The organism is Halomonas hibernica, from assembly GCF_013183775.1.
Taxonomy (GTDB): domain Bacteria; phylum Pseudomonadota; class Gammaproteobacteria; order Pseudomonadales; family Halomonadaceae; genus Vreelandella; species Vreelandella citrativorans.
Genome location: NZ_VIFN01000005.1, coordinates 204,260 through 219,004, shown reverse-complemented (window position 1 = coordinate 219,004; position 14,745 = coordinate 204,260). Strand labels below are relative to the sequence as shown.

10 protein-coding genes and 4 tRNA genes are annotated in these 14,745 nt (G+C 55.0%); all 14 read left to right on the top strand.

Annotated elements, in window-relative coordinates; genetic code table 11:
• Positions 1-66 precede the first annotated feature (66 nt).
• The 14 genes from FKN99_RS10160 to rpoC all read left to right on the top strand — a co-directional run bounded on the left by FKN99_RS10160 (position 67) and on the right by rpoC (position 14,683).
• A complete protein-coding gene (locus FKN99_RS10160) occupies positions 67-1,050 on the top strand; it encodes a biotin--[acetyl-CoA-carboxylase] ligase (RefSeq protein ID WP_172117725.1) in 984 nt (327 codons plus the stop codon).
• Positions 1,047-1,886: a type III pantothenate kinase gene (locus FKN99_RS10155; RefSeq protein WP_172117724.1), complete on the top strand. Its 840-nt coding sequence runs from the start codon at positions 1,047-1,049 to the stop codon at positions 1,884-1,886. Before FKN99_RS10160 ends, FKN99_RS10155 begins: the two co-directional genes overlap by 4 nt.
• Positions 1,887-2,005: 119 nt before the next feature.
• A tRNA-Tyr gene (locus FKN99_RS10150) sits at positions 2,006-2,089 on the top strand.
• A 104-nt stretch (positions 2,090-2,193) separates the two neighbouring features.
• Positions 2,194-2,267, top strand: a tRNA-Gly gene (locus FKN99_RS10145).
• A 14-nt stretch (positions 2,268-2,281) separates the two neighbouring features.
• A tRNA-Thr gene (locus FKN99_RS10140) sits at positions 2,282-2,356 on the top strand.
• Positions 2,357-2,530: 174 nt separating this feature from the next.
• Positions 2,531-2,606, top strand: a tRNA-Trp gene (locus FKN99_RS10135).
• Positions 2,607-2,677: 71 nt separating this feature from the next.
• The gene (gene secE, locus FKN99_RS10130; RefSeq protein WP_172117723.1) at positions 2,678-3,061 is read left to right on the top strand and encodes a preprotein translocase subunit SecE; all 384 of its coding nucleotides are present in this window, start codon (positions 2,678-2,680) and stop codon (positions 3,059-3,061) included.
• A gap of 8 nt (positions 3,062-3,069) precedes the next feature.
• Positions 3,070-3,603, top strand: coding sequence for a transcription termination/antitermination protein NusG (gene nusG, locus FKN99_RS10125; protein WP_172117722.1), 534 nt, complete (start codon positions 3,070-3,072; stop codon positions 3,601-3,603).
• A gap of 104 nt (positions 3,604-3,707) precedes the next feature.
• Positions 3,708-4,139 (top strand): 50S ribosomal protein L11, encoded by a 432-nt coding sequence (gene rplK / locus FKN99_RS10120; RefSeq protein ID WP_172117721.1) that lies wholly within the window; start codon positions 3,708-3,710, stop codon positions 4,137-4,139.
• 2 nt (positions 4,140-4,141) lie between these two features.
• Positions 4,142-4,834 (top strand): 50S ribosomal protein L1, encoded by a 693-nt coding sequence (rplA, locus tag FKN99_RS10115; protein WP_172117720.1) that lies wholly within the window; start codon positions 4,142-4,144, stop codon positions 4,832-4,834.
• Between the two features lie 303 nt (positions 4,835-5,137).
• Complete coding sequence (gene rplJ / locus FKN99_RS10110; RefSeq protein WP_106374976.1) at positions 5,138-5,641, top strand: 50S ribosomal protein L10; 504 nt, start codon at positions 5,138-5,140, stop codon at positions 5,639-5,641.
• 111 nt (positions 5,642-5,752) lie between these two features.
• The gene (gene rplL, locus FKN99_RS10105; protein ID WP_087108966.1) at positions 5,753-6,124 is read left to right on the top strand and encodes a 50S ribosomal protein L7/L12; all 372 of its coding nucleotides are present in this window, start codon (positions 5,753-5,755) and stop codon (positions 6,122-6,124) included.
• A gap of 257 nt (positions 6,125-6,381) precedes the next feature.
• Positions 6,382-10,458: a DNA-directed RNA polymerase subunit beta gene (gene rpoB / locus FKN99_RS10100; RefSeq protein ID WP_172117719.1), complete on the top strand. Its 4,077-nt coding sequence runs from the start codon at positions 6,382-6,384 to the stop codon at positions 10,456-10,458.
• Positions 10,459-10,468: 10 nt separating this feature from the next.
• Positions 10,469-14,683 (top strand): DNA-directed RNA polymerase subunit beta', encoded by a 4,215-nt coding sequence (rpoC, locus tag FKN99_RS10095; protein ID WP_172117718.1) that lies wholly within the window; start codon positions 10,469-10,471, stop codon positions 14,681-14,683.
• Positions 14,684-14,745: the final 62 nt, after the last annotated feature.

Here is a 14,745-nt window from a genome sequence, read left to right as displayed (position 1 = left end):
ACGCGGCAGTTTTCGCCTCCTGCGTGCATCCGTTAAGATAGGCGTTTTCCCAGTTGGGGCAAGCACATGACCATCGGTAACCTGGTGCGTTTGTTGAGCGATGGCAATGTTCACTCGGGTGAACAATTAGGCGAAACGCTAGGCGTTTCGCGGGCTGCTGTATGGAAACAGCTAAAAAAATTGGAGGCCTTGGGCGTGGAGTTGGTGGCGGTCAAAGGGAGGGGGTATCGATTAGCCCACCGCCTTGAGCCATTGGAAGGTGCCCGAATTGTTGAGCACCTGCCTGCTCAGGCACGCCATTTGTTGACACGATTATTTGTCGAAGACCAGTTGCCTTCAAGCAATGAGTATCTGCGTCAGCGATTTAATCAGGGTGCGGGGCATGGCGAAGTGTGCCTGGTTGAACTCCAAACCGCCGGTCGTGGTCGCCGTGGGCGAGTATGGACAACCCCGTGGGGGCAAAGTTTGATGCTCTCGTTGGGCTGGCGCTTTGACGCGGGGGTAGCCTCGCTTGAAGGGTTAAGCCTTGCGGTAGGCGTGGTTGTGTCTCAGGTGCTTGAGCAGCTGGGCGCTGCGCCTAAGCTAAAATGGCCCAATGATATTCTGATGGTGGATGCAGGCGACGAGCTGGGCAAGCTGGCTGGCATATTGATTGAGGTGACGGGCGATGCGGCGGGGCCTTGCGAGGTTGTGATTGGCATGGGCATGAACCTGTCGTTAACCGAGTCTCAGCGCGCCGCCATTGACCAGCCGGTAGCTGCGCTGTTTGATGTGCATGCCGGGCATACGCGAAATCAGTTGGCGTCAGATGTTGTGGCGGGGCTTCTGAGCATGCTGGCAGATTTTGAGCACGTCGGTTTTGCCGCATGGCGCGATGAGTGGAATGCGCGCCATGCGTATGTAGGCGCGCCGGTACGCATCATTCAAGGGGAGCGCGTCAGCGATGCGATCGCAGGCGACGTCGATAACAGCGGTAACTTATGGGTTACTGAAAACGGTCACTCGCGGCGCTTGGCAGGCGGTGAGATCAGCGTACGCAGGCGCTTATGATTCTGGATTTGGATATCGGTAATACCTTGTCGAAATGGCGGCTCAAGGATGCCGAAAGTAGTGAAATACGCTCGCGCGGTGCTGTCTGGACGCGCGAAGAGTGGCGCCCAGGGGCGGATATTCCAGACCTTGATGTGGTTGAGGCCGTACGTATTTCAAGCGTTGCCCGGGCCGCTGTGTTGGAGGAGACGGTGACGCTGCTGCGCCACAAGGTGCGCCATGTCTATGTGGCGCACTCAACACCTGAAGCGTTGGGCGTTGTTAACGGCTATGAGGAGCCCTCTCGGTTGGGGGTCGACCGATGGATGGGAGCGCTTGCCGGGTACCAACTGGCCGGAGGCTGCTGTGCGGTCGACTGTGGTAGTGCAATCACTATTGATTTTGTGCTGCCTGGTGGTATGCACCTGGGGGGCTTTATTATCCCGGGACTGCGGCTAATGAAAGAGAGCTTAAAGCTGGGTACCCGCAATGTCGCGATTGATCCTGAAAGCGAGGCGGACGCTTTGCTGGAGCCTGGGCGTCGCACCGTCGATGCGGTTAATCACGGGATTTATATGGCGGCTGTTAGCGCGATTAACCGTATTTATAGCGAAGTGTGCGATCAGCAGGGCATTGCGCTACCCGTGCTGTTAACAGGCGGCGATGCACGCGTGGTTTCTCGAGGCGTGCAGGTGCCTCACGCGGTATGGCCTGATATGGTGTATGGGGGACTTGAGGCCAGTTTTCCGCTTACCTTCACTGAACGAGCAGGAAAAATGGCCGGTGCGCCGCGTGTGCCTGAGCCTGTATCGTTAGAAAAAATTCGCGCAGGGCTTGCATTCTCTATGCTGCTTTGACAGAATGCAGCGCGTTCCAAGGCAGCTAACAGATGCGCTAGCATCGCAAGCTACGATAAATTAAGTAAATATCTAGCTTGACAGTGTTTTGGAGGCTGGCATAATGTGCCGCCAACGCTGGAGAGATTCCCGAGTGGCCAAAGGGAGCAGACTGTAAATCTGCCGCGAAAGCTTCGAAGGTTCGAATCCTTCTCTCTCCACCAGATTTAAGCAGCAGCGACGTTTGTCGGTGTTGTGGGATGAAAGCCGGTAGAGGGCATTGTCTATCGTTCGGCGTGCAGCGGCTTGTAATCCATGCAGCAGTTACGCGGGCGTAGTTCAACGGTAGAACCTCAGCCTTCCAAGCTGATGGTGCGGGTTCGATTCCCGCCGCCCGCTCCAGTTGATGTGATTTGGCTCATGTAGCTCAGGGGTAGAGCACACCCTTGGTAAGGGTGAGGTCGACGGTTCAATTCCGTCCATGAGCTCCATATTTCGAGAAAAGCGAGCGAAGCTCGCTTTTTTTTGTTTCTGAGTTCGTCTCTGTTTGTAGAGCGCTGCATGTTTTGAGTGTTCGATGCAGAGTGGGGTTGTCAGGTGGTTATTTCTCCGCTATCATGGCGCCCGCTGTTGTGTAGGCTTTTCTTTGCCTGTGCAGCGATGATAGGCCAGTGGCTCAATTGGCAGAGCAGCGGTCTCCAAAACCGCAGGTTGGGGGTTCGAGTCCCTCCTGGCCTGCCAACCTTCCCCAGGTTGGCATGTTTTTTTTCAGAATTCCTTTATTGTAGCCGCATCCCAAGGAGTCTCGTTTTATGAAGCCTGGTTCTGTAAAGCACGGTACCGAGGTGCAGCAGGCGCGCCATGACGGGCTTAAGTGGGCTGTGGTTGCAGCGCTGCTTGTCGTTGCTGTCGTTGGTAATACCTATTTCGCCGATATTGGCTTGCTCTACCGCGTATTAGGTGTGGTGGTGTTGTGTGTGCTTGCAGGTTTTATCGCACTTACCACTACTAAAGGTCGCGACTTAACAGAGCTTGCCGTAAGCGCCAAGAAAGAGATTCAGCGCGTTGTATGGCCGACCCGTCCCGAGACTATTCAAACCACTGCGATTGTTCTGGTGGCGGTTCTCGTGGTGGGGTTGATGCTGTGGTTGATTGACACTCTTCTTGGCTGGGCAATGTCCGGCGTCATTGGTTAGGAGTTTTCATGTCCAAACGTTGGTACGTCGTCCACGCCTATTCCGGTTTTGAGAAGCATGTTATGCGCTCACTGATTGAGCGCGTAAAAATGTACGGTATGGAAGATCGTTTTGGCGAAATTCTGGTGCCGACGGAAGAAGTCGTGGAAATGCGCGACGGCAAACGCCGCAAGAGTGAGCGTAAATTCTATCCCGGCTATGTGTTAGTCGAGATGGAGATGGCCGATGAGACATGGCATCTCGTTAATGAGACTCCGCGCGTTATGGGCTTCATTGGCGGAACGAAAGAGAAGCCGGCTGCAATCACGACCCGTGAAGCGGACGCTATTTTGCGTCGCGTTAAAGACGGGACCGATAAGCCGCGGCCCAAGACAATGTTTGAGCCGGGCCAGTCGGTACGTGTTATCGATGGTCCTTTTGCCGACTTCAACGGTTTGGTTGAAGAAGTCAACTACGACAAGAGCCGTTTGCAGGTCAGTGTATTGATCTTTGGGCGTGCAACACCTGTCGAACTTGAGTTTTCTCAGGTCGAGAAAGAGTAAGGCGCAGGTTAAGAAAACGTCGTAAATTCGTAAGAGGCAGCCGTTGGCTGTCTCGCTAGTCCCGGGGAGCCGCAAGGCGCTATTACCCAATTGGAGTATTTACCATGGCCAAGAAAGTCCAGGCTTATATCAAGCTGCAGGTAGCTGCAGGTAAAGCCAATCCAAGTCCGCCCGTAGGCCCAGCACTGGGTCAGCACGGTGTGAACATCATGGAATTTTGTAAGGCGTTTAACGCAGCGACTCAAGAGATTGAGCCGGGTCTGCCGACGCCTGTCGTGATCACTGTCTACTCTGACCGTAGCTTCACGTTCGTTACCAAAACACCGCCTGCTGCCGTGCTGCTGAAAAAAGCCGCTGGTATCAAGTCGGGTTCTGGTGAGCCGAACAAGAAGAAGGTCGGTACCGTGACGCGCGAGCAGATTGAAGAGATCGCCAAAACCAAGGAGCCTGATCTGACGGCTTCTGATCTCGATGCCGCCGTACGTACTATCGCAGGCAGCGCTCGTAGCATGGGCCTTAACGTGGAGGGTCTCTGATCATGGCTAAACTGTCTAAGCGCGCGAAGGTAATTCGCGAGAAAGTAGATGCCAGCAAGACGTACTCTCTGGAAGAGGCGGTCGCACTGCTTTCTGAGCTGTCTACTGTTAAGTTCAATGAGTCTGTTGATGTCGCGATCAACCTGGGTGTTGATCCGCGTAAATCTGACCAGGTCGTTCGTGGCGCAACTGTCATGCCTAACGGTACTGGTAAAGATGTACGCGTAGCGGTCTTCACTCAAGGTGCTAACGCCGATGCTGCTAAAGAAGCAGGCGCTGACATCGTGGGTATGGATGAGCTGGCTGAGCAAGTGAAGAAAGGCGTGATGGATTTTGACGTCGTTATCGCTTCTCCGGACGCTATGCGCGTTGTTGGTCAGTTGGGCCAGATTCTTGGTCCGCGCGGCCTGATGCCGAACCCGAAAGTCGGCACCGTAACGCCTGACGTTGCAACCGCAGTTAAGAACGCCAAGGCCGGTCAGGTACGTTTCCGTACTGACAAAAACGGTATTATTCACACGACACTGGGTAAAGTGACGTTTGATGCTGCGTCTGTTCAAGGCAACCTAGAAGCGCTGGTTGCTGACCTTAAGAGGCTCAAGCCGAGCTCTTCTAAAGGTATTTACTTTAAGAAAGTCACCCTGTCCACTACCATGGGCCCAGGTCTGACTATCGACCACTCTGCGTTGGTATAAGCAGACCGTCGACAGGTTTAAGTAAGAACCGAGCAAGAACTTTGCGGTCCTCTGGTTAGGTAAGCCTACTGGAGCACCGTCAAAGACCGCAGGTGCCGCGTTGGATGTTTTTATCTCAGCGCGGCTTAATTGCCTAAAGCGCCTGCGCAGATGGTGTGGCCGCCAGTTGGTTGAAGCTTTTTAGCGACATTGCTTTCTGGTGAGCACCATCCCCTAAGGCTTCCAGTGCTGGTTAGAGTAGGCCTGGAAGAGATGGTAACCTCCGGCGCCTTAAAAAGGCTCCGGCACGAAGGAGTGATCACTGTGCCACTAGCACTTGAAGGCAAGAAAGCGATTGTTGCCGAGGTCAGTGAAGCGGCCAAGGGCGCACTCTCCGTCGTAGTTGCCGATTCTCGCGGTGTAACGGTCGGTAAAATGACCGATCTGCGCAAGCAGGCACGTGAGAATGGTGTAGAGCTGCGTGTTGTTCGTAACACGCTGGCTCGCCGCGCCCTCGAGGGCACTCAGTGGGAGTGTCTGAACGAGAGCTTTGTTGGTCCGACTCTGTTGGCTTTCTCTACTGATCATCCGGGCGCTGCCGCTCGTTTGTTCAAGGATTTTGCTAAAACTGAGCAGAACTTCGAAGTGAAGGCGTTGGCCTACGAAGGCGAACTGATCCCGGCTGCTGACATCGACCGTCTGGCAACCCTACCGACTTACAACGAAGCAATTGCCAAGTTGATGTCGGTAATGAAAGAAGCCTCCGCTGGCAAGCTGGTTCGTACCCTGGCCGCTCTGCGCGATCAGAAGCAAGAAGAAGCTGCGTAAGCAGACCTTTTTGCAGGCAGCGTGAACGCTATGTCGGTTGCGTTGCCTGAACCGAGCAATGAATCCCGAGTTCTCGGCCGACCGAGACTCCCGCAAAGTTAGGAATGAAAAATGGCACTGTCTAAAGACGATATCATCAATGCTGTAGCCGACATGTCCGTAATGGAAGTTGTTGAGCTGATCGAAGCAATGGAAGAGAAATTCGGCGTATCAGCTGCTGCAGCTGTTATGGCTGGCCCGGCTGCTGGCGGCGAAGCTGCTGCAGAAGAGCAAACTGAGTTTGACCTGGTTCTGACCGCTGCTGGTGACAAGAAAGTTAACGTCATCAAAGCAGTTCGCGAAATCACTGGTCTTGGCCTGAAAGAAGCTAAAGGCGCTGTTGACGGCGCTCCGGCAACGATCAAAGAAGCCATGTCCAAAGACGACGCAGAAGCAGCAAAAGCGAAGCTGGAAGAAGCGGGCGCAAGCGTCGAGCTCAAGTAATTCTTGTGCTGACGGCTTTACGCGCTGCGTAAGCTTCCACGGCTGGCGGCGGGTTTTCCCGCTGCCGGCCTTTTTCTGTTGCAACGTTAAGGTTGCACCAGAAACACAGTAATACCGTTGTTGTAATACTGTTATCGATCAAGATTTTCGACGGCGAGCTACCGGTTTAGGAGCTTGCTGTCTGCGTCTGACACGCCCGCGCAGGGCAGCGATGACCACGCATCGGTCACCCATGGTGAACAAGCTGGGGAATACAGATGGCTTACTCATATACTGAGAAAAAACGCATCCGCAAGGATTTCGGCAAACTGCCCCAAGTGATGGATGTGCCTTACTTGCTGGCCATCCAGCTTGATTCCTATTACGACTTTCTCCAGCAAGATCGTTCGCCTGATGAGCGTCACGAAGTTGGCCTGCATGCGGCGTTCAAGTCCGTTTTCCCGATCGAGAGTTTCTCGGGCAACGCGGCACTTGAGTACGTTAGCTATCGCTTTGGTACGCCGGCGTTCGATGTTAAGGAGTGTCAGCTGCGTGGCGTGACCTATTCCGCCCCGCTGCGCGTCAAGGTTCGCTTGATCATTTATGATCGCGATTCCTCGAACAAGGCAATCAAGGATATTAAAGAGCAAGAAGTCTACATGGGGGAAATCCCCCTGATGACTGAGAACGGTACCTTTGTTATCAATGGTACTGAGCGGGTTATCGTTTCCCAGCTCCACCGCTCGCCCGGTGTGTTCTTCGATCACGACAAAGGCAAGAGCCACTCTTCTGGCAAGTTGCTCTACTCTGCTCGCGTAATTCCTTACCGTGGTTCCTGGTTGGACTTCGAGTTCGACCCCAAAGACAACGTGTTTGTACGTATTGACCGTCGCCGTAAACTGCCGGCCTCGGTGCTGATGCGTGCGTTAGGCATGAGTACTGAAGAAATCCTTGGTGAGTTCTTCGAAACCAGCGTTTTCCACATCGAGAAGTCTGGCTTCTCCGTGGAGCTGGTACCCTCGCGTCTGCGCGGCGAAACCGCCACCTTTGATATCAAGGATGGCAACGGCGACATTATTGTTGAAGAAGGTCGTCGGATTACTCAGAAGCACATTCGTCAGCTTGAAAAAGCCGGCCTTGAGCGTCTGGAAGTACCGATGGAATACCTGTTCGGTAAAACGCTGGCCAAGGATCAGATTGACACCAAAACCGGTGAGCTGATCTGCCCGTGCAACACCGAAATTACCCCTGAAGTGCTTGAGCGCATGGCGCAAGGCAGCATCAAGCGCATTGAAACGCTTTACACCAACGACCTCGACTGCGGCTCGTTCATTTCCGACACCTTAAAGTTGGATACGACTGGCTCCGCACTTGAAGCGCTCGTTGAAATTTATCGCATGATGCGTCCCGGCGAGCCGCCCACAAAAGAGTCTGCCGAGACGTTGTTTAACAACCTGTTCTTCTCTGAGGACCGCTACGACCTGTCGGGCGTAGGCCGCATGAAGTTCAACCGTCGCCTGCGTCGTGAATCCGACACGGGTTCCGGCGTACTGGATCGCAAGGACATCCTCGATGTGCTGCGCGAGCTGATCAATATCCGTAACGGCTTTGGTGACGTTGATGATATCGATCACCTGGGTAACCGTCGTATTCGCTGTGTGGGCGAAATGGCCGAGAACCAGTTCCGTGTCGGCCTGGTACGCGTTGAGCGTGCGGTAAAAGAGCGTCTTTCCATGGCGGAAAGCGAAGGCCTGATGCCCCAGGACTTGATCAACGCCAAGCCAGTTGCAGCGGCGGTGAAAGAGTTCTTCGGTTCAAGCCAGCTGTCCCAGTTCATGGACCAGAACAACCCGCTTTCGGAAGTTACCCACAAGCGTCGTGTGTCTGCACTCGGCCCGGGTGGTTTGACCCGTGAGCGCGCTGGCTTTGAAGTACGTGACGTACACGCCACGCACTACGGCCGTTTATGCCCGATCGAAACACCTGAAGGACCGAACATCGGTCTGATCAACTCGCTGGCCACCTACAGCCACACCAACAGCTACGGCTTCCTCGAAACGCCGTACCGTAAGGTGAATGCGGGTCAGGTAACTGACGATATTGTGCACCTCTCTGCTATTGAAGAGGGCGACTACATCATCGCTCAGGCTTCTGCAGCGGTAGATGAGTCCAATAAGCTTTCTGACGACCTGGTTCAGGTGCGTCACCGTGGTGAAACCACCTTTATGCGTCCTGAGCAAGTGACGCTGATGGACGTTTCTCCTCGCCAGGTCGTGTCGGTGGCGGCTGCCCTGATTCCGTTCCTGGAGCACGATGATGCTAACCGCGCCTTGATGGGTGCGAACATGCAGCGTCAGGCCGTTCCTACTCTGCGTGCTGACAAACCGCTGGTAGGTACCGGCATGGAGCGTTTCGTTGCGCGTGACTCTGGCGTATGTGCCGTAGCGCGTCGTGGTGGCGTTATCGACTCGGTAGATGCGCGTCGTGTGGTAGTACGGGTTAGCGAAGATGAGATCATCGGTGGTGAAGCCGGCGTTGATATCTACAATCTGACCAAGTACACCCGCTCGAACCAGAACACCTGTATGAACCAGCGCCCCATTGTGCGTCCTGGCGACAGCGTTGCACGTGGCGATATTCTGGCTGACGGCCCGTCTGTTGACATGGGTGACCTGGCACTGGGTCAGAACATGCGCATCGCGTTCATGCCCTGGAACGGCTACAACTTCGAGGACTCCATTCTGCTCTCTGAGCGGGTCGTTCAAGAAGACCGTTTCACCACGATCCACATTCAGGAACTGACCTGTGTGTCTCGCGACACCAAGCTAGGGCCGGAAGAGATCACCTCTGATATTCCCAATGTCGGTGAGTCCGCGCTGGGTAAATTGGACGAGGCGGGCGTCGTGTACATCGGTGCTGAAGTTGGCCCGGGCGACATTCTGGTCGGTAAGGTAACGCCGAAGGGTGAAACCCAGCTGACGCCAGAAGAGAAGCTGCTGCGTGCGATCTTCGGTGAGAAAGCGTCTGACGTAAAAGATACCTCCCTGCGTGCTCCTACGGGCATGAAAGGTACGGTTATCGACGTTCAGGTGTTCACTCGCGACGGCGTTGAAAAAGATTCACGTGCGCTCTCCATCGAGCAAATGCAGCTGGATGAAGTGCGTAAGGACCTGCAGGAAACCTACCGTATTGCTGAAGACGCAACGTTTGAGCGTCTGCAGCGTACGCTGGATGGCCAAGCGGTTAACGGCGGTCCGAACCTCAAGAAAGGCGACGTGCTGGACGAGGCTTACCTCGACGAGCTGCCGCGTCAGCAGTGGTTCAAGCTGCGCATGCAGGATGAGGCTTACAACGAGCTTCTGGCACAGGCCGACGAGCAGTTGGAAAACCGTCGTAAAGAGATGGACGAGCGTTTTGAAGACAAGAAACGCAAGCTGACTCAGGGCGATGACCTGGCGCCTGGCGTGCTCAAAATCGTCAAGGTTTACATGGCGGTCAAGCGCCGTATCCAGCCAGGCGACAAGATGGCAGGTCGTCACGGTAACAAGGGTGTTATCTCCGCGATTATGCCGATCGAAGACATGCCGTTCGATGAGAAGGGCGAGCCGGTCGATGTGGTACTTAACCCCTTGGGTGTACCGTCGCGTATGAACGTGGGTCAGATTCTTGAAACTCACCTGGGAATGGCAGCGCGTGGTTTGGGTGTCAAAATCGACGCTATGCTACGTGATGCGCGCGGCCAGCAGGTTGCCGAGATCCGTGACTTCCTTGGCCAGGTATACAACACGCCGGGTGCGCGCCTTGAAGATCTGGATTCGCTCAGTGATGACGAAGTTATCGCGCTGGCGAAAAACCTGAAAGGCGGTGTCCCCATGGCCACGCCGGTATTTGATGGTGCCGAAGAGCACGAAATCAAACACTTGCTGAAGCTTGCTGACATTCCTGAGTCTGGCCAAATGGTGCTGCACGATGGCCGTACCGGTGATGCGTTTGATCGCCCGGTCACCGTCGGCTACATGTACATGCTGAAGCTGAACCACTTGGTAGACGACAAGATGCACGCTCGTTCTACCGGCTCTTACTCGCTGGTTACCCAGCAGCCCTTGGGTGGTAAAGCACAGTTCGGTGGTCAGCGCTTTGGTGAGATGGAAGTGTGGGCGCTGGAAGCCTATGGCGCGGCCTACACCCTGCAAGAGATGCTCACCGTCAAATCGGACGACGTCGAAGGCCGCACCAAGATGTACAAAAACATCGTGGATGGCGACCACACCATGCAGGCAGGCATGCCGGAATCCTTCAATGTACTCGTGAAGGAAATCCGCTCGCTGGGCATCGATATTGAGTTAGAGAGCTAGGAGCCGTGCTATGAAAGATTTGGTGAAAGTACTCAAATCGCAGTCTCAGTCCGAAGAGTTTGACGCGATCAAGATTACTCTGGCGTCGCCGGACATGATTCGCTCCTGGTCGTTTGGCGAGGTGAAGAAGCCTGAGACCATTAACTACCGTACCTTTAAGCCGGAGCGGGACGGTCTGTTCTGCGCCAAGATTTTTGGCCCGGTAAAGGATTACGAGTGCTTGTGCGGTAAGTACAAGCGCATGAAGCACCGCGGCATCATTTGTGAAAAGTGTGGCGTTGAAGTCACCAAGGCAGCCGTGCGTCGTGAGCGCATGGGGCACATTGAGCTGGCCTCGCCGGTTGCTCACATCTGGTTTTTGAAATCATTGCCGTCGCGTATCGGCATGTTCCTCGATATGACCCTGCGTGATATCGAACGCGTGCTGTACTTTGAGTCCTTCGTTGTTATCGATCCAGGCATGACCACGCTTGAGCGTGGTCAGCTGATGAACGATGAGCAGTACTTTGAAGCCCTTGAAGAGTTCGGCGATGACTTCGATGCCCGCATGGGTGCCGAAGCGGTGCAAGAACTCCTCAAAGATATTGATCTTGAAGAAGAGATTAATACCCTGCGTGAAGAGATTCCGCAGACTAACTCTGAAACCAAGATCAAGAAGCTTTCCAAGCGTTTGAAGCTGCTGGAAGCGTTTTACCACTCCGGCAATGCGCCGGCGTGGATGGTCATGGAAGTGCTGCCTGTCCTGCCACCGGATTTACGTCCGCTGGTACCGCTGGACGGCGGCCGCTTCGCGACCTCCGATCTCAACGACCTTTACCGTCGTGTGATCAACCGTAACAACCGCCTGAAGCGTCTGCTCGACCTTAATGCGCCGGATATCATCGTGCGCAACGAGAAGCGTATGCTTCAGGAAGCGGTCGATGCTTTGCTTGACAACGGTCGTCGTGGCCGCGCGATCACGGGCTCCAACAAGCGCCCGCTGAAGTCGCTCGCCGACATGATCAAAGGTAAGCAGGGTCGTTTCCGTCAGAACTTGTTGGGTAAGCGCGTCGATTACTCGGGCCGTTCGGTGATTACCGTGGGTCCTACTCTGCGCCTGCATCAGTGTGGTCTGCCGAAGAAAATGGCACTGGAACTGTTCAAGCCGTTTATCTACTCCAAGCTTCAGTCGCTAGGCTTCGCCTCAACGATTAAAGCCGCGAAGAAAATGGTTGAGCGCGAGCTGCCGGAAGTGTGGGATATCCTTGCTGATGTTATCCGCGAACACCCGGTACTGCTTAACCGTGCACCGACGCTTCACCGTCTGGGTATCCAGGCGTTTGAACCGCTGCTGATCGAAGGTAAAGCGATCCAGTTGCACCCGCTGGTGTGTGCGGCCTACAACGCCGACTTCGATGGCGACCAGATGGCAGTACACGTACCGCTGACCCTGGAAGCCCAGCTCGAAGCCCGTGCGCTGATGATGGCGACCAACAACGTGCTGTCGCCCGCCAACGGCGAGCCGATCATCGTGCCGTCGCAGGACGTTGTTCTGGGTCTTTACTACATGACCCGTGAGAAGATCAACGCCAAGGGCGAAGGCATGGTGTTCTCTGACCTCAACGAGGTTGAGCGCGCCTTCGGTACTCAGTCGGTATCGCTGCACGCCCGTGTCAAGGTGCGTCTGGACGAGGTCGACATCGAAGAAGAGACCGGCGAGAAGTCATTCCATCGTCGTCTATACGAAACCACGGTTGGCCGTGCGCTGTTGTTCCGCATTCTGCCTGAAGGTGTGCCGTTTGCGCTGATCGACCAGCCGATGAAGAAGAAGGCGATTTCTGGCCTGATCAACGAAGTATATCGCCGCTCCGGCCTCAAGCCGACGGTCATCTTCGCTGACCAACTGATGTACACCGGTTTCCGTCTGGCGACCTGGTCCGGCGCCTCTATCGGCGTTAACGACTTCGTCATCCCGGATGCCAAAACCGAGATCGTCGACGCGGCCGAAGCTGAAGTCAAAGAGATCGAAGATCAGTTCTCTTCTGGCCTGGTAACTGCGGGCGAGAAGTACAACAAGGTTATCGATATCTGGTCCAAGGCCAACGATAAAGTCGCCAAGGCGATGATGACCGGTATCTCCAAAGAGACCGTTATTGACCGCGATGGCAACGAAGTTGAGCAGGAATCGTTCAACAGCGTCTTCATCATGGCCGACTCCGGTGCACGGGGTAGTGCCGCTCAGATCCGCCAGTTGGCGGGTATGCGTGGCCTGATGGCCAAGCCGGATGGCTCGATCATCGAGACGCCGATCGTCGCCAACTTCCGTGAAGGCCTGAACGTACTTCAGTACTTCATCTCGACCCACGGTGCACGTAAAGGTCTGGCGGATACGGCTCTGAAAACGGCTAACTCCGGTTACTTGACGCGTCGTTTGGTGGACGTGGCCCAGGATCTAGTGATCACCGAGGTTGACTGTGGTACTGAAAACGGTCTGACCCTGCATCCGATTATCGAGGGTGGCGACATCATCGTACCGCTATCACAGCGCGTATTGGGTCGTGTGGTTGCGTTGGATGTGGTTGATCCAGGTACTGAAGAAGTCCTGATCCCACGTAACACGCTGCTAGACGAGAAGTGGTGTGCTGAGCTCGACACCATGGGTGTGGATGAGATTATCGTACGCTCAACCATTACCTGTGACACACCGCACGGCGTATGTTCGTCCTGTTACGGACGTGATCTTGCCCGCGGTCACCAGGTCAACATCGGTGAATCTGTCGGTGTTATCGCCGCTCAGTCAATCGGTGAGCCGGGTACCCAGCTGACCATGCGTACGTTCCACATCGGTGGCGCGGCATCGCGTTCATCGGCCGTCGATAGCGTACAGGTCAAGCACGGCGGTAAGGTTCGTCTGCATAACATTAAGCACGTAGAGCGTACCGACGGTAAATTGGTCGTGGTATCGCGTTCTAGCGCCTTGGCGGTTGCTGACGATCACGGTCGTGAGCGTGAGTACTACAAGTTGCCCTACGGTGCTGAGCTTTCCGTACGCGACGGCGACGTGGTTGATGCCGGTGCGATGGTTGCCAAGTGGGACCCGCACACCCATCCGATCATTGCTGAAGTAGAGGGTAAGGCGCAGTTCATCGATCTCGACGAAGGTGTCACCATGCACCGCTCAGTCGACGAGATGACCGGTCTCTCCTCTATCGAAGTCATTGAGTCCGCCGCTCGCCCGATGGCTGGTCGCGACAAGCGTCCGATGGTCATGCTGCAAGATGCGGCCGGTGAGTACGTGTCGGTTTCCGGCTCGAACACGCCAGTGCAATATCTGCTGCCAGGCAATTCCATTATCTCCGTTGATGATGGTTCTACCATCGGTGTGGGTGAGGTAGTTGCCCGTATTCCGGTTGAGGCATCAGGTAACAAGGATATCACCGGTGGTCTGCCGCGCGTTGCTGATCTGTTCGAAGCACGTAAGCCGAAAGAGCCGGCAATCCTTGCCGAAATCAGCGGTGTGGTGAGCTTCGGTAAAGAGACCAAAGGCAAGCGTCGTTTGACGATTACTCCAGGGTCTGGCGATCCGTTTGAAGCGCTGATCCCGAAATGGCGTCAAATCGCCGTCTTTGAAGGTGAAAGTGTTGAGAAGGGTGAGGTCATCTCCGATGGCCCGAGCAATCCGCACGATATTCTGCGTTTGCTCGGCGTAGCGGAGCTTGCCAAGTACATTACGGCCGAAGTGCAAGATGTTTACCGTCTGCAGGGCGTAGGCATCAACGATAAGCACATCGAAGTTATTGTGCGTCAGATGCTACGTAAGGTCGAAATTGCCGATTCAGGCGATTCTGACTTCATCACCGGCGACCAGGCTGAGCTTGTGCGCGTGCTGGAGCAGAATGCTCGTCTCGAAAAAGAAGGTAAATTCCCGGCGAAGTATCAGCGCTTGTTGCTGGGTATCACCAAGGCCAGCCTAGCGACCGAATCGTTCATCTCTGCGGCCTCCTTCCAGGAGACAACCCGCGTACTGACCGAAGCGGCCGTTACCGGCAAGCGCGATTATCTGCGCGGCCTGAAAGAAAACGTGGTAGTTGGACGTCTGATTCCGGCAGGTACCGGTCTGACTCACCACGCTGAACGTCGCCGCAAACGCGAAGACGTTGAGCGCCTGTTCAATCCCTCAGCGACTGAGGTAGAGCAGGAGCTTGGAGCACAGTTGACAGCACTTGATTCTGACGACGAGCTCTAAAAACGAGTAGTAAAAAATGAGCATCTGACCCTGGAAGCGCTATCTTGCCGGTAAAACCGCCG